General features: G+C 73.7%; 19 protein-coding genes. 2 read left to right on the top strand and 17 right to left on the bottom strand.

Features of this window, described 5'->3' with window-relative positions; genetic code table 11:
* Positions 1-56 precede the first annotated feature (56 nt).
* The 3 genes from ACFZBB_RS05405 to ACFZBB_RS05395 all read right to left on the bottom strand — a co-directional run bounded on the left by ACFZBB_RS05405 (position 57) and on the right by ACFZBB_RS05395 (position 2,358).
* A complete protein-coding gene (locus ACFZBB_RS05405) occupies positions 57-575 on the bottom strand; it encodes a hypothetical protein (protein WP_391118040.1) in 519 nt (172 codons plus the stop codon).
* Positions 572-1,579: a DUF4129 domain-containing protein gene (locus ACFZBB_RS05400; protein ID WP_391118038.1), complete on the bottom strand. Its 1,008-nt coding sequence runs from the start codon at positions 1,577-1,579 to the stop codon at positions 572-574. Before ACFZBB_RS05400 ends, ACFZBB_RS05405 begins: the two co-directional genes overlap by 4 nt.
* Positions 1,580-1,692: 113 nt before the next feature.
* The gene (locus ACFZBB_RS05395) at positions 1,693-2,358 is read right to left on the bottom strand and encodes a hypothetical protein (RefSeq protein ID WP_391118036.1); all 666 of its coding nucleotides are present in this window, start codon (positions 2,356-2,358) and stop codon (positions 1,693-1,695) included.
* 218 nt (positions 2,359-2,576) lie between these two features.
* On the opposite strand from ACFZBB_RS05395, the gene glsA reads away from it, so the two are divergent.
* Entirely contained in the window at positions 2,577-3,959 is a 1,383-nt protein-coding gene (gene glsA, locus ACFZBB_RS05390; RefSeq protein WP_391118033.1) for a glutaminase A, read from the top strand.
* Positions 3,960-4,020: 61 nt separating this feature from the next.
* Positions 4,021-5,115, top strand: a complete 1,095-nt coding sequence (locus tag ACFZBB_RS05385; RefSeq protein ID WP_391118031.1) for a chemotaxis protein — start codon at positions 4,021-4,023, stop codon at positions 5,113-5,115.
* A 17-nt stretch (positions 5,116-5,132) separates the two neighbouring features.
* Here ACFZBB_RS05385 and ACFZBB_RS05380 read toward each other — a convergent pair whose 3' ends face one another.
* The 14 genes from ACFZBB_RS05380 to ACFZBB_RS05315 all read right to left on the bottom strand — a co-directional run bounded on the left by ACFZBB_RS05380 (position 5,133) and on the right by ACFZBB_RS05315 (position 21,032).
* A complete protein-coding gene (locus tag ACFZBB_RS05380) occupies positions 5,133-5,795 on the bottom strand; it encodes a methyltransferase domain-containing protein (protein WP_391118029.1) in 663 nt (220 codons plus the stop codon).
* 13 nt (positions 5,796-5,808) lie between these two features.
* Positions 5,809-6,366, bottom strand: a complete 558-nt coding sequence (tpg, locus tag ACFZBB_RS05375) for a telomere-protecting terminal protein Tpg (RefSeq protein ID WP_391118027.1) — start codon at positions 6,364-6,366, stop codon at positions 5,809-5,811.
* A gap of 9 nt (positions 6,367-6,375) precedes the next feature.
* The gene (tap, locus tag ACFZBB_RS05370; RefSeq protein ID WP_391118025.1) at positions 6,376-8,535 is read right to left on the bottom strand and encodes a telomere-associated protein Tap; all 2,160 of its coding nucleotides are present in this window, start codon (positions 8,533-8,535) and stop codon (positions 6,376-6,378) included.
* Between the two features lie 94 nt (positions 8,536-8,629).
* Positions 8,630-9,538, bottom strand: coding sequence for a preprotein translocase subunit SecD (secD, locus tag ACFZBB_RS05365; protein ID WP_391118023.1), 909 nt, complete (start codon positions 9,536-9,538; stop codon positions 8,630-8,632).
* A 27-nt stretch (positions 9,539-9,565) separates the two neighbouring features.
* The gene (locus ACFZBB_RS05360; RefSeq protein ID WP_391118021.1) at positions 9,566-10,207 is read right to left on the bottom strand and encodes a DUF6629 family protein; all 642 of its coding nucleotides are present in this window, start codon (positions 10,205-10,207) and stop codon (positions 9,566-9,568) included.
* Between the two features lie 228 nt (positions 10,208-10,435).
* Positions 10,436-10,810 carry an acyl-CoA carboxylase epsilon subunit gene (locus tag ACFZBB_RS05355; protein ID WP_391118019.1) on the bottom strand — a complete coding sequence of 125 codons (375 nt, stop codon included), beginning with the start codon at positions 10,808-10,810 and terminating at the stop codon, positions 10,436-10,438.
* Positions 10,811-10,909: 99 nt separating this feature from the next.
* Positions 10,910-12,481: an acyl-CoA carboxylase subunit beta gene (locus ACFZBB_RS05350; protein WP_355341348.1), complete on the bottom strand. Its 1,572-nt coding sequence runs from the start codon at positions 12,479-12,481 to the stop codon at positions 10,910-10,912.
* Positions 12,482-12,516: 35 nt separating this feature from the next.
* Complete coding sequence (locus tag ACFZBB_RS05345; protein WP_391118017.1) at positions 12,517-13,374, bottom strand: 4'-phosphopantetheinyl transferase superfamily protein; 858 nt, start codon at positions 13,372-13,374, stop codon at positions 12,517-12,519.
* Entirely contained in the window at positions 13,371-13,796 is a 426-nt protein-coding gene (locus tag ACFZBB_RS05340) for a phosphopantetheine-binding protein (RefSeq protein ID WP_391118015.1), read from the bottom strand. Before ACFZBB_RS05340 ends, ACFZBB_RS05345 begins: the two co-directional genes overlap by 4 nt.
* Positions 13,797-14,055: 259 nt before the next feature.
* Positions 14,056-15,423, bottom strand: coding sequence for an MFS transporter (locus tag ACFZBB_RS05335; protein WP_391118481.1), 1,368 nt, complete (start codon positions 15,421-15,423; stop codon positions 14,056-14,058).
* Between the two features lie 101 nt (positions 15,424-15,524).
* Positions 15,525-17,027, bottom strand: coding sequence for an FAD-dependent monooxygenase (locus ACFZBB_RS05330; protein ID WP_391118479.1), 1,503 nt, complete (start codon positions 17,025-17,027; stop codon positions 15,525-15,527).
* A 246-nt stretch (positions 17,028-17,273) separates the two neighbouring features.
* Positions 17,274-18,905: a tryptophan 7-halogenase gene (locus ACFZBB_RS05325; RefSeq protein WP_391118013.1), complete on the bottom strand. Its 1,632-nt coding sequence runs from the start codon at positions 18,903-18,905 to the stop codon at positions 17,274-17,276.
* Between the two features lie 131 nt (positions 18,906-19,036).
* Complete coding sequence (locus ACFZBB_RS05320; RefSeq protein ID WP_391118011.1) at positions 19,037-20,197, bottom strand: beta-ketoacyl synthase N-terminal-like domain-containing protein; 1,161 nt, start codon at positions 20,195-20,197, stop codon at positions 19,037-19,039.
* A gap of 202 nt (positions 20,198-20,399) precedes the next feature.
* A complete protein-coding gene (locus ACFZBB_RS05315; RefSeq protein ID WP_355341092.1) occupies positions 20,400-21,032 on the bottom strand; it encodes a hemerythrin domain-containing protein in 633 nt (210 codons plus the stop codon).
* Positions 21,033-21,312: the final 280 nt, after the last annotated feature.

Genomic DNA, 21,312 nt, shown 5'->3' with positions numbered 1-21,312 from the left:
GGATACGGGGGCGGGGCGGCGTGCGGCGGCGGCGCGGAATCCGGGCGCGGGCGCGGTCACAGCGTCTCCAGCCGGTCGAGCAGCGCCCGCAGTACGGCTTCGGGAATCGCCGGCTGCGGCGGGCCGGTCGTCGGGTCGATCCACGGCCACAGGTCGGGACCGACGATCGCGCGGGCCCGGTCGGGGGTCTTGCGCAGCAGCACCCCGTGCCGCTCGGCGAGCCGGGCCGCGAAGAGCCGCTGCAACTGCGGGCGGAGCGTGGAGTGGAAGTGCAGGGCGCCTTCGGGTCCGAGCGCCTTGCGGACGACCCGCGGCCATTCGCCGAGCGCCGGGGCGCGACCGCCGAGCAGGCGTACGGACTTGCGGTATCCGCTGTCCTGCGCGCCCGCGCCGCCGACGTACCGGGCGACGCCCAGCGCGACAACGGTGATCAGGGCGAGGCCGGTGGCCGCGGCGACGAGGCCGTCGGTGAGCGCGAGCAGCACTTCGGCGGCGACGACGAGGCAGCCCAGCAGGGTCAGCGAGTGGCGTACGGAACCGGGCGGGCCCGCCGCCCGCTGGAGGCGTTCTTTCACTGTGCGGCCTCCGCGGCTGCTTCGGTGGTCCGCTTCCCGGAACCGCCGCCGTCGCCCGACGCGGCCTCGTCCGGGGCGAGTTGGGCGGCGATCTCGGTGAGTGCCCGCGCGGCGCGGTCCCGGTGGCCGTCGTCCATGGGGTGGGTGGAGTAGCGCGCCTCACGGAAGAGCGCGGTGAGCGCCGCCGCGCTCGGGCCCGCCAACCGGCCTGCCGTGGCGGCCCGTTCGAGCAGGTCCTGCGGGCTGTCGGAGGCGCGGCGGGCGATGCCGGAGGCGGCGAGGGACCGTTCCATGGCGGCGTAGCAGGCGATGACGGCGGCGCGCGCGTCGGCGTCGTCCCGCAGCGCCCGGCGGCCGGACTCCACGGCCTCGGCGAGCAGTTCGTCCTCGTCGTCGGCCTGGTCGTACCCGGGGCCGTCCTGCCGCTCGGCCTCGCCCGACCGCAGATAGCGCCAGAGCAGTACGGCGGCGAGGACGACGGCCAGCACCAGCAGTCCGATGCCGATGCCGATCAGGACGTGGGTCAGCCAGGAGGGGAAGCCGTGGTTGTCCTGGTGCCTCTTGAGCGGACGCGGCGGTGTGGGGGCGCTGGGGGTCGGCGCGGTGGTGTCGCGCCACTTACGGTCCTTGCCGCCGCCCGGGGTACGGCCGGAGGCGTGGAACCGGTGCATGACGAACATCAGCAGCGGGACGACGAAGGCGGCGCCCAGCAGTGCGGCGCGGACCACGTCCACGAGCCGCTGCCGCAGCGGGTCGGACTCCGCGTCGTCACCGACCTGGAGCACATAGCGGTTGTGGAGCATCAGCGCGCCGATGAACCACGCGAGGCCGAGCGCCACCACGAACACATTGCCGCCGAGCGGTCCGCCGCCCTTGCCGAACGCCTTGCCCTCGGGCCGCAGCACCAGGGCGCTGAGCGCCAGACCCGCGATCACCAGGACGCCGAGCGCCGCCCGTGCCCCGGCGCTCGTCCGCGGCCCTCCCCCGTTCCCCGCCCGTCCCACCGCCACCTCCCCTTGTCGCGGAAGGCAGCTTCGCACACGAGTCCAGGGCTGTCAGCAGGCCCCCCGCCGGGGCGGACGCCCTGACGGAGGGCGGGAGCGGGCCGGGGCGTCCTTCAGTAGCGCTGGGCCTGGGCCACGCGCGGGAAGAGCGTCTTGTCGGGGTCCTTCGTGCTGAAGGCGACCGGCTGGGCGTGTTTGCCGGGCTCGACGTCGCGGGCGCCGACGACCGTGGAGTCCACGACGGCGCCGTCGGAGTCGGCGAATTCGACCTTGACGGCGAAGGACGCCTTCGTGTCGGTGGTGTTGGTGATGCTGACCAGGACGGCGTTGAGGCCGCCGGTCCTGGCTTTGGGGAAGCCGGTGAGCTGGACGTCCTTGACGGCGTTGCCCTGCCCGTCGACCTTGGCCAGCTCCGACTTCGCCTCGGCCGCGGCGCTGCCCGCGCCCGCTTCCACCGACGCCTCGAAGCTGGAGGCGGCGGCCTTCGCGGAGGACTGCGCGGCGGAGGCGGTCTGCTGGGCGGCGGAGGCGAGGGAGTCCAGCGGGGAGGGCAGGGTGCCGGAGAAGTTCCCGGTGCTGGGCGGGGCGCCGGGCGTCGTCGCTCCGGTCGAGCTGTTGCCGGAGGAGTTGGCGCAGGCCGACACGAGCGCGAGGCCGCCGGCCGCCATGGCCACCAGCACCGCCGCGGTCAGCGAGCGCAGGCGGCGCGAGCGGGCCGTACGGGCCCGTCCGTCACCGGCTTCTCCTGCGCGGGTCCCCTCGGTACGACGTCGGCTCACGGGCTTCCCCTCCGGCTTCTGCGCTGGTCACCGGCCGGGCACACGCTCCGGCCGCCCCTCCACCGTGCGGGGTGCCCGGGCGGCGCGCAGCGTGCGCGGTGCCGTACGGGTGACGCGCCGGGCCCGGCGGTGGGGTGTCCGCACCGGCCCTGCGATGGGGTGTCCGCCGCGGGCATTCCGCGTTTGCGGGGTCGGCGGGGCGGGCCGAGCATGAGGCCATGACCGATCCGGTGGCGTTCGACGTGGTCAGCGAGGGCTTGGCCGAGGTGCACCGGCGGCTGCTCCCGCTGCGGGACGGCGAGGTGGCGTCGTACATCCCGCAGCTCGCGCTGGCCGACCCGGACGACTTCGGCATCGCGCTGGTGAGCATGGGCGGCCACCGTTACGAGGCGGGCAGGTCACGTACCGAGTTCACCGTGCAGTCGGTGTCCAAGCCGTTCGTGCACGCGCTGGCCCTGTCCGAGCTGGGCCTCGATGAGTTGACCCGCTGGGTGGGCAACGAGCCGAGTGGCGACGCCTTCAACGCGATCAGCCTGGAGCACGGCACCGGCCGCCCCGCCAACCCCATGATCAACGCGGGGGCCATCGCGACGACCAATCTCGTACCGGCCGCCTCTCCGGGCGAACGGTCCGCGCGCATCCTCGACGCGCTGAGCGCCTTCGCCGGACGGCGGCTCACCGTGGACGAGGACGTCTACCGCTCGGAGGCGGCCACCGGCGACCGCAACCGGGCGCTGGCGTATCTCATGCACGCGGCCGGTTCGCTGCGCACCGATCCGGTGGAGGCGGCCGAGGTGTACTTCCGGCAGTGCTCGGTGCTGGTGAACACCGTCGATCTGGCCGTGATGGCGGGGACGCTCGCCAACGGCGGGGTCAATCCGGTGACGCGCGAGCGGGTGGTGGCCGAGCAGGTGGCCGTCGAGGTGCTGTCGGTGATGGCGACCTGCGGGATGTACGACGCGGCCGGTGACTGGCTGGTGCGGGTGGGGCTGCCCGCCAAGAGCGGGGTGTCCGGCGGGCTCGCGGCGGCCAGCCCGGCCCGGTTCGGCATCGCCTGCTACAGCCCGCCGCTGGACCGTACCGGCAGTACGGTCCGCGGGGTGGTCGCGCTGCGGGAGCTGTCGCGGCGGTTCGGCATGCATCTGATGCACCACCCGGCGCCGGGCGCGGACACCGTGACGCGGGTCGGCACGGGCGGCAGCGGCGGTACGGGGACCCGGGTCTCCTCCGGGCGGGAGCGGGTGACGGCCGACCGCGACCTGCTGGACCGGGACGGCGACCGGGTGGTGCTGGTGGCCGCCCGCGGCGAGGTGGACTTCCCCGCGGCGGAGCGGCTGCTGCACACGCTGGCGAGCGCCGTGCCGCTGGTGCCCGGCTGGGTGGTGGTCGACATGGAGCGCGTGACGCACGTCCATCCGGTGGCCGGGCTGATGCTCGGCAACGCCTTCGAGCGGATCTCGGCGGCGGGGCACCAGGTCGCCCTGGTCGGCGCTCCGGACCAGCACTGGGGCGGTGTCGCGGTACGGCACGACAGCGTGGAGGACGCGCTGGCGTGGGCGGAGGACGCGCTGCTGTACGAGCTGCGGCCACTGCCCCAGTGAGATATCCATAAAGAGACAAAGGGATTTCATGTCCGGGGGGACTTCGCCGGAAGGGCCTGCCATGCACTCGCCTCTCAGCCCCGCCACCCTCGCCGACCTGCGCCGTCCGCGGCACTACCCCGCCGTCTCCGTGCTGATGCCGACGCACCGACGGGAGCCGGACAACGCGCAGGACGCCGTACGCCTGCGCAATCTCATCGCGCGGGCCAAGGACGAGGTGGAGTCCGACCCCGAGGTGTCCAGGGCCGACCGGATCGATGTGGTCGAGCAGCTGGACAAGGCGCTGGCCGAGGTGGACCTGGTGCACGCCGAGGACGGATTGGCGATCTTCGCGGCGCCCGGTGAGCACCAGGTGTGGTCGCTGGACCGCTCGGTTCCCGAGCGGGTGCTGCTCGCGCAGACCTTCCTGACCCGTAATCTCATCGCCGCGCAGGCGGCCGACCGGCCGTACTGGGTGCTGGCGGTCTCCGCCGACCACGCCACCTTGTGGGGCGGCGGCCGGGAGCGGCTGACCGAGCACGCCGCGAGCGGCTTCCCGAAGACCCGGTCGCTGCCCGACACCGACATCGAGCGCGAGGAGCGCATCGGCGACCGGCCCAGCACCTTCAACGACGAGGAGACCCGCCGCTATCTGCGCGAGGTCGCCGACGCCGTCGGTACGGTGCTCACGGACGAGCCGCGGCCCCTCTACGTCGTCGCGGAGGCCGAGGCCCTCGCCGTCCTGGACGAGGTCAGCCCCGATGCCAAGGAGGCCGTCCGGGTCCTCCAGGGCGGCCTGTCCAAGGGCCCCGCCGAAGCCGTCCGGCAGGCCGTGCTGCCCGCCGTCCGCGAGCGCGCCGACCAGGACGTCTCCGATGTCCTCGCGGAACTCGACGCCGCCCGAGGCCGCCGTACCTTCGCCGCGGGCGTGGACGAGGTCTGGCAGTCCGTCGTCGAGGGCCGCGCCGCCGTCGTCGTCATCGAGGACGACTACCGCACCACCGTCCGCGACGACGCCGACCACCTCGTCCCCGCCACGCCCGAAACCCCGGGCGCCCGTGAGGACATCGTCGACGAGATCGCCGAACAGGCCCTCGACACCGGCGCCCGCGTGCACTTCGTCCCCGACGCGATGCTCAACGGCTCCCACCACATCGCGGCCGTGCTGCGCTACTGACGGCCCGCGCGGCCTTTCTACGCCTCGGGCCTCGCCTCTTGCCCGGTCTCTTGCGCGGCGGGCCTCGTCATCGCAACGAGCCAGGCCCGGACGCCGGCCGGGTCCAGCGTGATCTCGATCGTGGCCGGTTCGATCGAGTCCACCCGCAGGGCGTGCGCGAACGCGCCCTCGATGTCGGCGCGCGTCAGCCGGTGCGGCCCGGCCGTGCCGGGCTGACGCGGCTCCCGGTCGCTGAAGCACAGCATGAAATACCGGCCGCCGGGCCGCAGCACGGCTCGCACGCCACTGGTGAAAACGGCCCGGTCCGCCGGGTCGAGCAGATGGAACAGCCCGCAGTCGAGCACGGTGTCGTAGCGCTCCCCCAGCTCCGGCAGCCGCCGCGCGTCGTGGTGCAGGAACCGCACGGCGGCGCCGCGCTCGCGCGCCTTGGCCTCCGCGGCGCGCAGCGCGGTGTCCGCCAGGTCCACCCCGGTCGCGTCCAGACCCAGCCCGGCGCACATCAGCACGTGCTCGCCGGTCCCGCAGCCGACGTCCAGCACCCGTCCCCGGATCAGCCCCTCGCGCGCGAGCCCGAGCAGCGCCGGTTGCGGCCGGCCGATCTCCCACGGCGGCCGGTCGACGTACAGCTCGTCCCAGCGCCCGGTCCCCTCGGCGTCACCATGTGCGTGCGGTCCGCCCATACGAGCGATCCCGTCAGAAGTCGATTTCCACGTAGTCGATGTCGGTGAACTCGACCAGCAGCCCGTCCGCGCGGCGGCCGCTGTCCTTGAAGTAGACCTCCTGGAGGCCCTCGGCGGCGATGGCCTGGAGTTGCTGTTCGGTGGCGCCGGAGGACTGGGCGTCGAAGAGCCGGGCGGCGTAGGCGGGCGGGAGGTGCTGGGTGATCCGGCGCATGCGGCCGTCGTCGGTGGAGCCGGGGGCGGCGGTGAAGCCGAAGCGGGCGCGGGTCTCGATGACGAGGCCGTCGGAGGTGGCGGCGCGGCGCTGAGCGCGCTGTTTGACGCGGGGCTGCCAGTCCTGCCGGACGGCGGCGGCGAGGCGGTCGGCGAGCTCGCGCCGTGGCCGCTTGAGCGTGCCCTTCAGGTAGCGCTCGACGGTGCGCTGGGTGACGCCGAGGCGCTGGGCGACGGCGCGGGTGGAGCCCTTGGCGTATTTGACCAGGAAGCGCATCTGGGCCTGCGCGGACTTGGGGATCGGCCGGGTCTGGGTGTTGGCCGTCGCCTTGTCGAGGCTGTCGCCGATGATGCCCACGCTGTGGTCCTACTCTCCGTCGACGGCGGCGTCGGTGCCCTTGATGTGGCGGGCCGGGTTGTGGCCCTGGTCGAGGAGTTCGACCGCCCACATCAGGTCCTGGGTGCCTTCGTGCTTGACCATGCCGGGACTGACGCCGAGCCGGAATCCGCCGGGCAGCGGCTTGCCCTCCGGCGCGCGCGGCAGGAAGTCCAGCGGCGAGGGTCCGTCCGAGGCGTAGACGGCGCAGTCGGACAGCACGGCGAGCGGGTAGAGCCCGACGGCGGCGAACTTCCGCATTTTGCGGTGCATGTTGACCCGCGCGGAGGAGATCACGGCCGCGCGGATGTCGGGCCGCCAGGTGGGGCGGTCCAGCGCGGACCACCGCTCTCCAGGCCGGTAGCCCGCGCCCTGCGGGCGCTCGCGGAGCTTGCCGATGCCGCCCTTGACGGTCGCCTTGACGGCGGACAGCACGGCGGCCAGGCCCGGATCGGCGTCCTTGTGGACGGCCATGGCGGCCAGGAAGTCCGCCTCGTCCATCCCCGCGGTGACGCCGAGCTGCCCCATCGTGGCGAGGTACGCGTCCCGCAGCCGGGTGTACCAGGCGTCCAGATACGCGCCGGTCTCCGGCCGTACGTACGCCTCGACGGGCTTGACGTCGTGGCCGAGTTCGACGGCGTAGGCGACGGTCGGGGTGGCGTACCAGGCGGGTCCCTCGGGGCGGGTGCCCTGGGGGGTGAAGGGGCTCGGCAGCCGGGGGTCGAGTTCGATGCCGGAGAGGTCGACGAGCCAGCAGCCGGGCAGCGCCTTGTCGAAGCCGGGGGCGGTGCGGTGGACGGGGGCGCCGAGACCGACGGTGAGGCGGTTCGCGGCGGCGGCGAAAGCCATGTTGACGTCGATGCCGACCGCGTACGGCCGGGCGCACTCGTCGTCGCCGAGGAGCTGCGGATCGCGGATCCAGTCGTACGCCTCCTCGTCCAGCACCTGGTCCGGTGTGCGCCGGTGGCCGCGCGGATGGAGCCGGGCGGCGACGGGGTGCTCGTCGGGGGCCTCGGGCGGCGCGGGGTCGACGGCCGCGCCGAGCGCGCCGGCCACCTGCCCCGACACCCACGCGCCGCTCGCCTCGTCCCGTACGGCCCTGGTCGGCGGGCGCAGGCTCGTCATCAGTTCGAGGCCGCAGACGGCGGTCGAGCCGCGCGGGGTGATCACGCGGGTGGCGTACGTGCCGAGGACGCGGGCCACTTCGGCGGGCGGCGCCTGGTCCACGTTCCCCCACGACCGGCTGTCCAGCGCGCCCCAGGGCAGGATCGCGAGCTGTACGCACTGGCGCTGTCCGGCCTGCGCGGGCCGGTAGATGCGTGCCCAGGGGCCGAAGCCGCGCCGGGTGAGCTGCCAGCCCGCGCGGGCGACGCGGCGTACGGCCTCGTGGTCCTCGGGCAGCCGCAGCCCGCGCCGGTCGGCCAGTTCCGCGGGGAGGCCGAAGCGGGTGGTGGCGGACTCGGTGAGGACGACCAGCGGGTCGGCGTCCTTGCCCGAGCGGTGCAGCCGGGCCGCGCCGAGGCGTGCGTCGGTGAGGGCCCACTGCACGAGCGACGGAATGTCCTCCGCCGGGCATTCCAGGACGAGGCCGCCGACGCAGTACGCGCTGCCGTCGCCGTCCACCACGGCCAGCGGTCCGTTGGCGAACCGCGGATCGGCACCGGGCTCGGGGGCACGGACGGAGGCAGGGGCCTGGGGGCGGCGGGCGGGGGCGGGGCGGCGCGGCGGCGGGGCGGGCCGGCGCGCGGGGGCGGGTGCGGCTGCTGGTTCGGGTGCGGGGTCAACGGGGGCCGGGCACCGGGGAGTTGGCGGCGCCACCACGACGACCGGCGCGGGCTCCGGTACGGCCACAGGTTCCGGGGCCGGCTCAGGAGCCGTGGCGGCCGGCGGCGCCGGATGCAGCGCCGCCAGACCGTCCAGCAGCCGTACGTACGCCGCCCGCTTCGGCGACCTCGGCTCGGCGCGGCCGGACTCCCACGCGGTGACCGTCTCGCGCCGCACCTTGAGTGTCTTCGCGATCTGGTCCTGGCTGATCCCGGCCGCCTCGCGCAGCCGCTTGCGCTCGGCGGGTTCCGGCAGCGAGTCCTGCGCGGCCACCTGCTCGAGCAGCGCGTCGACCGAAGCGAACAGCTCGCCCTGCTCATTGGACAACCCGGACCACCTCCGGCCGTCACCCTAGCCAAACACACGCCCGAACACACGCCGGACACACAGTGCCCGGCGATCATGTCGGCGCGGCGAGCGGCTACGGCTGCCGCGTCACCCCGCTCACCGTGAGCCGTACCGGCAGCGCGCCGCTGCCGATCAGGGCGGCCAGGTCCTCCGCGCGCTGCCGGTCGAAGTCGCCGAAGATCTGCGCCGCGCCGCCGGTGATGGCCTGCTGGACGGCCGGTGCGGACAGCAGGTCGTCGTCGAGCAGGATCGCGAACTGGTTGGCGGGCGGCGTCTCCTGGGCCAGCGCCGCGGTGACCGTGCCGAATGTCTTCGCGCCCCGCTCGGTGAAGTTGAGATTCACCATCCACTGGCCGGAGTTCGGTTCGTACGCGGACTTGGCGCTCTTGACGTCCTCGCCGTCGAGCGCGACCGGGCCGAGCAGGTACTTCTGGCCGGTCTTGGCGTCGCAGGCCGGGGTCGGCTCCTTGGGCCTGGACAGCGGGGGCGTGCCGGTGACCGGGCAGGTGAGGGCGTCGAAGCGCTGCCGAATCTCGGCGGACCCCTCCGCGTGATCGCCCATGACCGCCCGGAAGGCCAGCTCGGCGGTCGCGGCCAGCTGCCGCAGCCGGTCGCCGCTGTCGCCGGGCGCGTCGGCGGTGATGACGTTGCCGCGCTGTTCGATACGGATGCCGGTCAGTCCGAAGGCGGCGGCGCGTTCCTTGAGCCGCCGCACCGTCTCCTGGAGTTGGTCCGCGCTCATCGCCGAGGCGGCGGTGTACGTGGCGACGGTGCGGCCCGAGGCGGTCGACTCCGACGGCTTCACACCGCTGTTGGGGTCGACCGCGTCGGGATCGACGGCGCCGGGGTCGGAAGGGCCGGAATGGGCGGCGCCGGGCGAGCCGGGGGACGGCGAGCCCGACGAGCAGGCGGCGAGAGCCGGGCCGAGCGTGATCAGGACGACGGTCAGGGCGACCGTGGGAACCGTACGGTGAGGACGCATCCGCCCATTCTGACGTGTGATCAGCCGCTACGACAGCACGGGCGCGGTCGGCGCCGGTCCCGTCGACGGCCGCCGTACCCACAGCAGGAGGACGACGGAGACGACGGCGGCGAAGGCGCACCAGGTGGAGACGAATTCGGTCCGCCAGACCGCCGCGCAGACCGCGGCCCCCACCCCGGTGAGGACGCCGAGCAGCCGCAGCAGGCGGTCCGCGCTGAGCAGCAGGGAGCCGACGGTGGCCACCAGATATCCGGCGATGACCAGCGGTACGGCGGGCACGTCCACCGCGTAGCCGACGGTGTGGCCGCGGATGTCGGCGACGGGCGCCCGGTCGATCAGGCAGGCGACGAGCACGACGGCGGTGGCGAGTCCGGCCGACACCGGTACGGCCAGCCGCAGCCGGCCGCCCGGCGGCGCGGCGGTCAGCACGGCGAGCGGCACATAGGCGGCCAGCAGCGGCAGCGCGATGATCGCCCACGCGAGGGTGGCGGGCCCGGTGCCGCCTCCGCGGTGCCAGACCGCGGCCTCGATGAGCTGATGGGCGCCGAGCACCAGCGGCAGCGCGGCCAGCGGCAGGTCCCGCGCCCGGCGTACGCGCGCGACGCAGGTCACGCCCAGGGCGCAGATCACCGAGCCCGCCGCCAGATCGGCCGTGGCGCTCCAGCACATGAGGTCCCCTCGCGTCGTGCGGTCCGATGATCCGTTGTACGTCCCCGTCACGCTACGACGCCTGCCCTCTCCCGGCCGCGGGACCCCGCCGCGCGGCCGGGGGAAATCACCTCCGGCGGGAATCGCGGGGGAGAAGCCGAAAAACGGCCCCACGCGCCGAAGCGCGTGGGGCCGTTGACGGTGCTCGGTGCATCGGGTGCTCAGGTACTCGTACGGGACCGCCCGCGCTCAACTCGCGAGCAGATCCCGGGTCCCGGCGGTCCAGGCGCGCGGGCCGGTGAAACCGTGCGCGCGCCAGCGGGCGGCGCCCCGGCGGCGGGCGGCCGTCGCGTGGTCGGCGTCGGCCGCCGCGCGAACGGTGGCGGCGCGGGCGAGCAGCACGGCGGTGACCGCGGCGATCTCCTCGGGTGTCGCGGTGCCGCGCTCGACACGTACCAGCGTCGTCGGCGCCGGAGCCGCCTCGGGTGCGGCGAGCGGCACCACGGCGGGCGCGGCGTTGATCGTCTCCAGCGCGGGCGGTCCCGGCTGCGCCGGGATGGTCAGCGTGCCGACCCGCACCATGTGCGGTGCGGCGGGGGTGGGAGCGGTGATGGCGGCGGGCATGGGTGGTGTCCCCTTCGGTCTCGGAACTGCCGGACGGAATGCACGAGTTGCGGGCGGTTGCGCTGACGCGCCGTCAAGGGCTGTGCGGAGTACGGCGGGCTACTGCGGCGGGTTGCCGTGCTTGCGGCGCGGCAGGTCCGCGTCCTTCGTCCGCAGCATGGACAGCGACCGGATCAGCACCGACCGCGTGTCGCGCGGGTCGATGACGTCGTCCACCAGGCCGCGCTCGGCCGCGTAATAAGGGTGCACGAGTTCCCTGCGGTACTCCTCGATCTTCTGGATCCGCATCGCCTCGGGGTCCTCGGCGGCGGCGATCTCGCGGCGGAAGACGACGTTGGCCGCGCCCTCCGCGCCCATGACGGCGATCTCGTTGCTGGGCCAGGCCAGCGCGATGTCGGCGCCGATCGACTGCGAGTCCATGACGATGTACGCGCCGCCGTACGCCTTGCGCAGCACCACCGAGATCCGCGGCACCGACGCGTTGCAGTAGGCGTACAGCAGTTTGGCGCCGCGCCGGATGATGCCGTCGTGTTCCTGGTCGACGCCGGGCAGGAAGCCGGGGACGTCGACCAGGGTGACGATCGGGATGTTGAAGGCGTCGCAGAACTGCACGAAGCGCGCGGCCTTCTCCGACGCCTTGATGTCCAGCACCCCGGCCATCGCCGACGGCTGGTTGGCGACGATGCCGACGGTCTGCCCGTCGAGCCGGGCCAGCGCGCAGACGATGTTGGGCGCCCAGGCGGCGTGCACCTCCATCGAGTCGCCGTCGTCGACCAGTTCCTCGATGACGTCCCTGATGTCGTAGCTGCGGTTGCCGTCGGTCGGCACGATCTCCAGCAGCGCGTCGCCCGGCCGGTCCACCGGGTCCTGTCCGGGGCTGGCCGGGGGCAGTTCGCGGTTGTTGGACGGCAGCAGCGACAGCAGGTAGCGGACCTCGGCGAGGCAGGTGTGCACGTCGTCGTAGGCGAAGTGAGCGACACCGGAGACGCTGGCGTGCACGTCGGCGCCGCCGAGCGCGTCCTGGGTCACCTCCTCGCCGGTGACGGCCTGCACGACGTCGGGCCCGGTGATGAACATCTGCGAGATGCCGCGGACGGCGAAGATGAAGTCGGTCAGGGCCGGGGAGTACGCGGCGCCTCCGGCGCACGGGCCGAGCATCACGCTGATCTGCGGGATCACGCCCGACGCCTTGGTGTTGCGCTGGAAGATCCCGCCGTACCCGGCGAGCGCGGAGACGCCTTCCTGGATACGGGCGCCCGCGCCGTCGTTGAGCGAGACCAGCGGGGCGCCGGCCGCGATGGCCATGTCCATGATCTTGTGGATCTTCTCGGCGTGCGCCTCGCCGAGCGCGCCGCCGAACATCCGGAAGTCGTGGGCGTAGACGAAGACGGTACGGCCCTCGACGGTGCCCCAGCCGGTGACCACGCCGTCGGTGTGCGGGCGCTTGCCCTCCAGGCCGAAGCCGCTGGCCCGGTGCCGCCGCAGCGCCTCGACCTCGGTGAAGCTGCCCTTGTCCAGGAGCAGGTCGATCCGCTCCCTCGCGGTCAGCTTGCCCTTGGCGTGCTGGCGTTCTGTCGCCGTGGGGTCGGGGCCCTGCCGGGCCAGCTCCTTGAGGTCGCTCAGTTCCTGCAACCGGTCGGGGACCTCGGCGGGAGACTCCGCGTTGGGCATGGCGCTCCACCCTCCCTTGCTCGGGTTCATGTCGATCACTCCTGTGGCCGCCGGACGGCGGCCTGCGGCACGCGGTGCACCCGCGTGCGTGAATCGGCGATCAGCTTCGTGGCGTCCTCGGCGTGGAGGCAGTCGGCGGTCAGTGTGCGGACGACGGTGCGGTAGTGGTGCGGGGTGCGGACGGCCGCCGCGGTGGCGTGGCCCGGCGGTCCCGGCACGTCGGTGACGGACCATCCGGACGGGCGGTGCGGGCCGCCGCGCCGGCCCGCCGCGGTCCCGAGGTAGTCGGCGGCCAGGTCGCGGCGCAGTCCGGTGCCGAGGCCCTTGAGATACGCCTCCTTGCGGGTCCACAGCCGGGCGAAGGCCGCGGGCCTCCTGCGGCCGGGCACAGCGGCCAACTCCGCCTGTTCCGCGGGGTGCAGGTCGGGCAGGCACAGCCGTACGGCGTTGGCCGGCGGCACCCGCTGCACGTCCACGCCGACCGTGGCGCCCGCGAAGGCGACGACCGCGACCTGGTGGCTGTGCGACAGCGAGAAGTGCGGCCAGTCGGGTACGGGACCGCGCGGGCGGTCGAGCAGCACCGGGCGGCCGTGCGGGCCGCCGCAGCAGGGGCAGCGGTCCCGGCCGAGCCGCAGCGCCCGCGGCGGGAGGCCGGTGTAGGCCGACAGCAGGCGGCGCAGGGCGACGTGGGCGGAGAGGTAGCGCACCCGGTCGCCCGTACGCAGCAGGCCCGCGGCGCGCTCGCGTTCGTCGTCGTCCAGTTCCCCGACCGGCAGCGGCGCCGGGTCGGTGTGCGTCCAGGGCCGGGGCAGCACCCAGATGTGCAGGTCGCCCGGCGCGACGGTCAGAGCCGGTGCGGTGGCGGCCCCCGTACGGTCCACCGCGCCGCTCACCGCACGGTGCGCGCCGCTGCGGTGAGCCGCGGCCTCTCCGCCGGGGTGTCGAAGACGGCCCCGGCGGCGGCGCTGACCGGGGCCGCCTGCGGGACGCTCTGCGGGACGGGGGTCACCAGCGCGGCCAGCAGCGCCGCCACCTCGGTGACCGAGTCGTCCCGCAGCAGGTCCGCGGCGGGGACATCGACGCCCAGCGCAGAGACGAGCCTGCGGCGCAGCGCCAGCGCGGTGATCGAGTCGACGCCCTGGCTGCGCAGCGACCGGTCGGTGCTGATCCGGTGGGCCGGGGGCACATGAAGATACGGCTCCAACTGGCGGCAGATGTAACGCTCGATGATCCTGGTCCGCACGTCGATGCCCGCGGCGCGCAGGACGTGCGGGTCGGGAAGCCCCCTCAGGTGCAGGGGGACCGTCTGTTCCATCACGGCATACCGCCTTCCATCGGTAGTGCACGGACCGGCGCCGCCGTTGCGCTGTGGCGCGGCGGTTCACCGGCAGGTTCGAGAACGTGCCGCGCGGACGGCTCCGCGGGGCACGGTTCGCTCCGCGCGGTGGCGGAGCATCGGCCCGCGGCGGTCGTCCGGGACCGGGCCCGCGGCCCTCGTGGGGACGGGCGCGGTACGGACGGGGCGCGTACGGGCAGGGGCGCGGGGGCCTCGGGGCACCGTCCGCGCGCCGGCGTCACCCGCCGGTTGTCGGGACGGCCGGGGTCTCGGGCGACCGGCTCTCGGTCTCCCCCGCGCGCTCGGCCTCCCGATCACCGGCGCCCTCGCGCTCCAGCCGGGCACCGCCGTCCGCCCGATCGCCGCCGTCCGCCCGATCGCCGCCGTCCGCCCGATCGCCGCCGTCCCCTCGGTCGCCGTCGTCCCCTCGGCCCGGACGGGGCCGGTCAAGCAGCACGGCGACCGCCGCCGCGGCAAGCGAGACGATGCCACCCGCGTAGAGTCCGGATCTGGCGCCCCAGTGCTCGGTGAGCCAGCCGACCGCCAGCGCCCCCAGCGGGGTGGTCCCCTGGAGGATGAGCGCGTAGATGGCCAGCACCCGCCCGCTGAACGCGGGGTCGGCGCCGAGCTGGATACGGTGGTTGGCCGCCTGGGCGAAGTAGAGCGTGGTGAAGCCGGTGACCGCGAGCAGCAGCAGCTCGCTCAGGTAGTTCGGCGCCCAGCCCGCCGCGGTCTCGGCCGCGCCGAAGGCCAGCGCGGAGCCGGTCACCAGCCGTCCGCTCGGCCTGGTCGTACGCGAGGTGGTGACCAGCGCCGCCAGCAGTGATCCGGCCGCCAGCGCCGTGGTGAGCAGTCCGAAGGAGGCCGCGGAGGTGTGGAAGACCGTCTTGGCCACCAGCGGCAGCGTGAGCTGGAAATTGAACCCGGCCAGGCCGATGACGGCGACCAGGGCGAGCGGCAGCAGCAGGTCGGGGCGGCTCGCGGTGTAGCGCAGGCCGTCGATCACGCGGGCGCGGGCGGCGCCCGGCGGCCCGCGGTGCAGTTCGGCGGGCCGCATCATCCGCAGCGCGACGACCGTGGCCAGATAGCTGACGGCGTTGAGCAGGACGACGGGTCCGGTGCCGAGCCAGCCGACGAGCAGGCCGCCGAATGCGGGCCCTGCCACCCGTGCGATGTTGAAGTACGCCGCGCTCAACGCCGAGGCGTTGGGCAGCAGTTCGGGGCCGACCATCTCGCGCACGAACGACATGCGGGTGGGGATCTCCACGGCGCTCGCGGTGCCGAGGCCGAGGGCGAACAGATACAGATGCCACAGCCGCAGCGTGCCGGTGAGCATCAGGGGCGCGAGCAGGGCGGCGAGCACACCGCAGACCAGGTTGGCGGCGACGAGCAGCGCGCGCTTGTCGTAGCGGTCGGCGAGCCGCCCGCCGTAGAGCGCGAGCAGCAGGACCGGGGTGAACTGAAGGGCCGTCACCAGGCCGAGCGCGGTGGGTGAGTTGTCGGTGAGCGAGAGGACCGCCCAGTCCTGCGCGACCACCATCATCCAGGTGCCGGCCGCCGAGACGACCTGGCCGAGTGCGAAGAGCCGGAAGTTGCGGACGGCCAGCGACCGGAAGGGCCCGCCCGCGGACCGCCGTGCTCCGCCCTTCGGTTGGCGGAGGGCGCCGGTCCTCGAACGGTCGGCGCCCTCCGGTCGGAGGCTGGAACTCACGCGTCCGTGTCGGGCGCGCCGAACCACCGCTGGAGCGCCTCGGCCAGGCCGTCCTCACCGCCCGTCGAGACCCAGGCGACATGTCCGTCGGGCCGGAGCAGGACCGCGGTGGCCCCCGCCAACTCCCGTGCGGACAGCCCCTCGGGCTCGGCGACCGTGCCGCTGACGGTCAGGACGCGGCTCTTCCAGGGCGCGGCGACCGCGCGCACGGCCGCCGCGTCGGCGAGGTCGACGAGCACGCCCTGCGCCGTGTGCAGCAGTTCCGTGGTGTCGGTGCCGCCGCCGTCGGTGTCGACCTTCAGCGGGGTCAACCGGCGTCCGGTCAGCGGGTGGTCGTCGTCCTTCGCACCGAAGTCGTAGCGGATGTCGAGGCCGCTGACGGTGCCCGCGAGGTGCCGCTTGACCTCGTCGTACTCGATCAGCTCGGCGAACATCTCGCGGATCGGGTCCATTTCGGGACCGCCGACGTAGACCATGCCCTGGGTGGCGGTGTTCATCATCAGCCGCTCACCGACCCGGTGCCGCTCGGCGTGGTAGGTGTCGAGCAGACCCTCGGGCGCCCAGCCGGTGACGACCGCGGCCAGCTTCCAGCCGAGGTTGGCCGCGTCCTGCACGCCGGTGCTCAGGCCCTGGCCGCCGGCGGGCAGGTGGATGTGGGCGGCGTCGCCCGCCAACAGCACGCGCCCGCGCCGGTATTCGGTGACCAGCCGGTTGGCGTCGGTGAACGAGCCGACCCAGTCGGCGGTACCGGCGCTGATGTCCTCGCCGGTGATCCGCTGCCAGGCCCCTGCCACTTCGGCGAAGGTCGGCTCCTCGGTCCGGTCCGGCGGCGGCGTGCCGTTCTCGACCACGATGACCCGGTCGACGTTCTCGCCCAGCGGCGCGGCCATGATCATGCCGCCGGGCAGCCGCTCGCCGAGGAACCGCGGGCGCAGCCCGCAGCCGACCACGTCGGCGAGGTACATGCCGCGGGTCGGGTCGGTGCCGGGGAAGTCGAAGCCGACGGCCTTGCGGACCGCGCTCTTTCCGCCGTCGCAGCCGACGAGGTACGAGGCGCGCAGGTGGCGTACGCCGGCCGCGGTCCCCGCGGTGAGGGTCACCGCCCCTTCCCCGTCGGCGACTTCGAGGAATTCCCAGCCGCGGCGGATGTCGGCGCCCAGGCCCACGGCCCACGCCTCCAGGACGGACTCGGTGAGCGACTGCGGGATGCCGCGGGCGCCGAAGTGCGCGCCCTCCAGCACCGTATAGTCGAAGACCAGGCCGCCGAAGTGGCCGACCGGGGAGATCTCCAGGGTGCCGTCGGGGCCGCCGAAGGCGGGCAGCAGCCCGCGCTGGTCGAACACCTCCATGGCGCGGGCGGTGAAGCCCAGGCCGCGCGACTGCCCGGTGGGTTCGTCCAGGCGTTCCACGACGATCACCCGGGCGCCGCCCAGCAGCAGTTCACCGGCGAGCATCAGCCCGGTGGGCCCCGCCCCCACGATGATCACATCGGTGTCCAGGGCAGCGGCTCCGCCCGCGTCCGTGCTGTCCCTCTCGTCCACCTTCTCGTCCACCTTCTCGTCCACGTCTGACTCCTGTCTGAAAGGAAGTTGCCTCCGGCGAACGGGGCCACGGGCAGGGACGCGCCGCCGGACGGCCCGTCAGGAGGCGTCCGGCGGCGCTGTCACGGGTGCGGTGCGTCTGCGATGGGTACGGCGGGGGGCCCTGCGTACGGCGGCGCTCGACGACCTGTGTGCGGCGGGGGCTCAGCGCGCGAAGAGCTGCGCGATGTGCGCGGGCGCGTCCGTACCGGCCCATTCGACGGCGCTCTGGATCACCGCTGGCGTGGCCTCGAAGCACCTGTTGTCGGGCGAGCCCAACTCGAACGGCGCGGGCAGGAATTCGGACGTCCGCAACCGCTCGAAGAGCTGGGCCGCGCCGGCCTTGGCCTCCAGCGTGCCCGCCTCGACCTGCTGGCAGATGGAGCGGGTGAAGCCGAGCAGCTCCGATATGTCCTGGCCGACCGGGGCCGGGAGTCCGGGCACATCGCGCTTCTCCAGGTCGCGGAAGACCTGCTCGTCGCGCTCGGGGTCGGCCATGAAGGTGCGGTACGCCCGGTCGATGGTGACCGTCGGCAGGATGCTGGTCGACTCCCACACCCGGATGACCGCGTTCCACAGGTCGTAGTCGCGGAAGCCGACGAAGGAGCAGTAGACCAGGTCGTCGTGGATGTCGAACAGGCCCTGCTGGAGGCTGTCGACGTACGCGAACCGCTCGACGGACCAGTCGCCGTCCTTGGACGCCTCGATCAGCCGCCAGGCGAGGGCGTTGACGACCTCGAGGGTGTTGGTCAGGCCGCGCGAGTACAGCGCGTCGATGAATCCGGCGGCGTGCGCGGTCAGACAGTAGCGCTCGCCGACGGTCTGCGTCGCGGAGTACTGGAGCCGGCCGGTGGCCACCCACGGGCGTACGGCGGTGGCGTCGGTGAACTGCTCGGCGATCTCGGGGTACCGCTCAAGGAACTGGTCGAACTGCTCCTGCGCGGAGACGCCGGGCTCGGCGGGGAATTTGCGCTCGTCCAGTTGCAGGCCCACGCTGCACAGCGGGTTGAGGGCGCCGTCGTGGTTGTCGAACGGGATGACCCAGAGCCAGCCGCCGTCGAAGACGTGGTGCAGGGTGCCGTTGTGCCAGGGGCTGGGCTGCTTGTGCGAGCGGGCCGCCTTCGCGTCGTCGAACGGTGTGACGCCGACCATGTGCGTGAACAGCGAGCGCGAGTGCGCCCTGGCGCGGGTGGGGGTCTCGCGCAGCCCGAACTTCTCCGCGACCGGCGACCGGAAGCCGCTGCCGTCGATGAGGTAACTGGCGTGGAATTCCTCGCCCTTGTCGGACCTGAGCAGCACCCCGTGCTCGGGGAACACCTCGATGTCGGCGATCTTCGTGGCGACCTTGGGTACCGCGCCGTACTTCACGGCGAGGTTGAACAGATAGGCGTCCACGTCCTGCCGGAACAGGTGCGTCTCGGTGCGCTGCCACTCGGGCACCACGAGCTGGTTGATCTGCTCGGGGTCCTGCGGCTGCCCTTCCACGTGGTAGACGAAGCCGAAGTTCTGCTTGCGCCCGCACGACGGGGCGATCTTCTCCTGGATGCCCTTGAAGCTGGCCAGCGGCTCGATCTCGGGCACCTGGTAGCGCTCGGCGATGATCCGGGTCATCGACGAGGTGTACGGGATGGTGGACTCCCCCACCGCGAAGCGCGGGTGCACGCCCGCGTCGATGAGCAGGACCTTCACCCCGTTACGGGCCAGCACCGAGCCCAGCAGACCGCCGGCCATACCCGCGCCGAGGATCGCCACATCGAACTTCTCATTGGACTGGGCCTGTTGGGCGGTTGTGTTCATGCTGCTTCGTCCCTCCCGGGTAGGAATGTGTCGGGGCACGCGAAAACGTCCCCGGCTCCCGGTGCGGGAGAGGGGACGTCACGGGGTCGGTGCGGTGCTGCTGCTCGCCGCGCTGTTACGGGGCGGTGCGGTCAGTCCAGGGTGCGCAGCACGACGGCGGAGTTGAAGCCGCCGTGGCCGCGGGCCACCACCAGCGTGGTGCGCAGTTCCGCGGTGCGCGGCGACAGGACCAGATTGAGGTCGTAGCCGGGGGACGGCAGATCGTCCGCGGTCGGCGGGATCAGGCCCTCCTCCATCGCGAGCAGGGCTGCCGCCAGGTCCAGCGGGGCGGCCGTGCCCGGATAACGGCGCCCGGTCGTCGTGCGGGGCGCGGTGACGGGTACGGCGTGCACGCCGAACACCGCCGTGACGGCGGCCGATTCGGCCGCGTCGAGGCCGGGGACGAACACCGCGTCCACCTCGCCGGGGACGGCTCCCGCGTCGCACAGGGCCAGTTCCACCGCGCGCCGCAGGCCCGGTTCGCGTCCGCCGCTCGGGTCGGGGTCGAAGGTCGCGCCGTATCCGGCGACCTCGCCGTAGATCTTGGCGCCGCGGGCCAGGGCCGCGTGCGCGGTCTCCAGTACCAGCAGCGCTCCGCCGCCGGGCCGGGCGGCGGGCGGCGGGGTGTGCGCGCTCCAGGTGGCGGGGCAGACCGGCGCGTCCACACCGCCGGAGACGATGAGCCGTCCGCCCTGCCGGATCTGCCGCCGGGCGTGCGCCACGGCGTCCAGGCCCTTCATGCCGTCCCTGATCGAGATCTGGCCGCTGCTGACGGCGTAGAACCAGGCGAAGGAGCGGTACGCGCCGCTCTGCCGTCCGGCCTGGCCGCGCGGTCCGCCGGTGCCGGAGCCGGCCCGGAAACGGGCGCCGAAGCCGGGCCTGCGGCCCTCGCTGTACCGCCCGCCGGGAGCCGCGGCGGCGGCAGCCGCGGCGGTGACGGCCGTCACCGCGTCGGGGCCGAAGTCGGGCAGGTCCTGCGGGCGGATGCCCGCGTCGGCCAGCGCCCAGTCCGCGGCGGCCAGCGCGAGCCGGGCCATCCGGTCGGCCTGCGGCGCGGGCCTGCCCCACAGTTGGTCGCCCGGAGCGGGGTCGAGGAGGGCGGCGGTCGGCCAGGCGGGTTCGCCCGCCGTACGGGCCTCGCCGTGCCGTCCGGCGCCGTGCCTGCTCCCGCACGCCTGCGCCCAGTAGTCACGGGCGCCCAGTCCCGCGGGCGAGACGATGCCCAGACCTGTCACCACCACAGCGCCGGTCACGGCACCCTCCGCAGCAGCTCGGCCGCGCCGGGCACCCGCCCGGTGCGGCGGGCGGGCGGGGCCGGTCGGGCCCGCTCCACGATCGCCGTGCTGTCCATGGCCACGCCTTTCCACAGTGCCCGAGCATGGACACCGCGCCCGGTGGCGCGGTGCCCGCCGATTCCGGCCGTTCAGGCGCCCGGTCGTCGGTGCCCGGGCCCGGTCAGACCTTGAACAGCTCCTTCTTCGCGTAACCGCGCTGCCAGATCAGCTTGTTGACGACGCGCAGCGGCGGCGGGAAGGACCCGAGGAACCGCTTCTGGTCGTCCGGCGTCGCGTCGTCGATGACCCAGGGGATGTAGACGCTGACGCCGCTGATGCCGAGGTTCTTGGCGTTGGCGAGCCCGAAGGTCCGCCATTCGGCGGGCGACAGCACGTCCTGGATCAGCGGCAGCGCGGCCTCCTCCTCGTGCGTGAAGTGGCCGTCCATCACCTGGTAAAGGTCCTCGATCAGCGCGGCCAGGTCGCCCCCGCCGCCCTTGATCGCGGTGTCCACCGCCTCGATGCGCGGGCCCAGCTCGGCGTGCTCCTCTTCCATTTCCTTCATCAGCCGCTGATCGTCGGGACGGTCGGCGATCTTGGCCTCCACCTGCGGCCACAGCGCCCGGTCCTCGACCGAGTGGTGGTTGTGGAGCTGGTGATTGAAGTTGTCCCACCCCGCGCGCACCTGCGGCGCCGTCGCCTGACCGGCGGCCACCGCGGTCGCCAGCCGTCGCAGGTCGCGACGGAACGCCTTGTGCGTCGCATACATGACGGTGAAATCGATGTCCACGTTCGGGTCTTTCGACTCGGCCACGACGGCCCACCACTTTCTTCGTGCGAATGTCGTTATCGGCCCCCCGGGGATCGGGGTGACCGCTCGGAGCCTCGACGGTCCGGAGGCTCCCCTCCGGGCCCGGCGTCCGGGCCACCGCCAGACCGTGTCCGGCCCCGCGGATAAAGAGCTTCGGGCCACGGTCAATGTGACATCGTGGCACCGTGTGATCATTCCAGCACTCACGGAGCTCGGTGGGGCGCGCCGGAATATCGCAGGTGAAAGAGACGCGCGTCACATTTCGCGGCGCGAGTGTCACGCT

The organism is Streptomyces sp. NPDC008139 (assembly GCF_042957025.1).
In the GTDB taxonomy this organism is placed as follows: domain Bacteria; phylum Actinomycetota; class Actinomycetes; order Streptomycetales; family Streptomycetaceae; genus Actinacidiphila.
The sequence above is the reverse complement of the archived record's forward strand: the minus strand, read 5'-3'. Positions and strand labels throughout refer to the sequence as shown.

What these genes read in the sequence shown, in the direction of transcription:
- glsA (WP_391118033.1), top strand. Translation starts at nt 2,577, where the DNA reads ATGACCGATCCGGTGGCGTTCGACGTGGTCAGCGAGGGCTTGGCCGAG.
- ACFZBB_RS05340 (WP_391118015.1), bottom strand. Translation starts at nt 13,796, where the DNA reads ATGGAACAGACGGTCCCCCTGCACCTGAGGGGGCTTCCCGACCCGCAC.
- ACFZBB_RS05355 (WP_391118019.1), bottom strand. Translation starts at nt 10,810, where the DNA reads ATGCCCGCCGCCATCACCGCTCCCACCCCCGCCGCACCGCACATGGTG.
- ACFZBB_RS05385 (WP_391118031.1), top strand. Translation starts at nt 4,021, where the DNA reads ATGCACTCGCCTCTCAGCCCCGCCACCCTCGCCGACCTGCGCCGTCCG.
- ACFZBB_RS05350 (WP_355341348.1), bottom strand. Translation starts at nt 12,481, where the DNA reads ATGCCCAACGCGGAGTCTCCCGCCGAGGTCCCCGACCGGTTGCAGGAA.
- ACFZBB_RS05380 (WP_391118029.1), bottom strand. Translation starts at nt 5,795, where the DNA reads ATGGGCGGACCGCACGCACATGGTGACGCCGAGGGGACCGGGCGCTGG.
- ACFZBB_RS05325 (WP_391118013.1), bottom strand. Translation starts at nt 18,905, where the DNA reads ATGAACACAACCGCCCAACAGGCCCAGTCCAATGAGAAGTTCGATGTG.
- ACFZBB_RS05360 (WP_391118021.1), bottom strand. Translation starts at nt 10,207, where the DNA reads ATGTGCTGGAGCGCCACGGCCGATCTGGCGGCGGGCTCGGTGATCTGC.
- secD (WP_391118023.1), bottom strand. Translation starts at nt 9,538, where the DNA reads ATGCGTCCTCACCGTACGGTTCCCACGGTCGCCCTGACCGTCGTCCTG.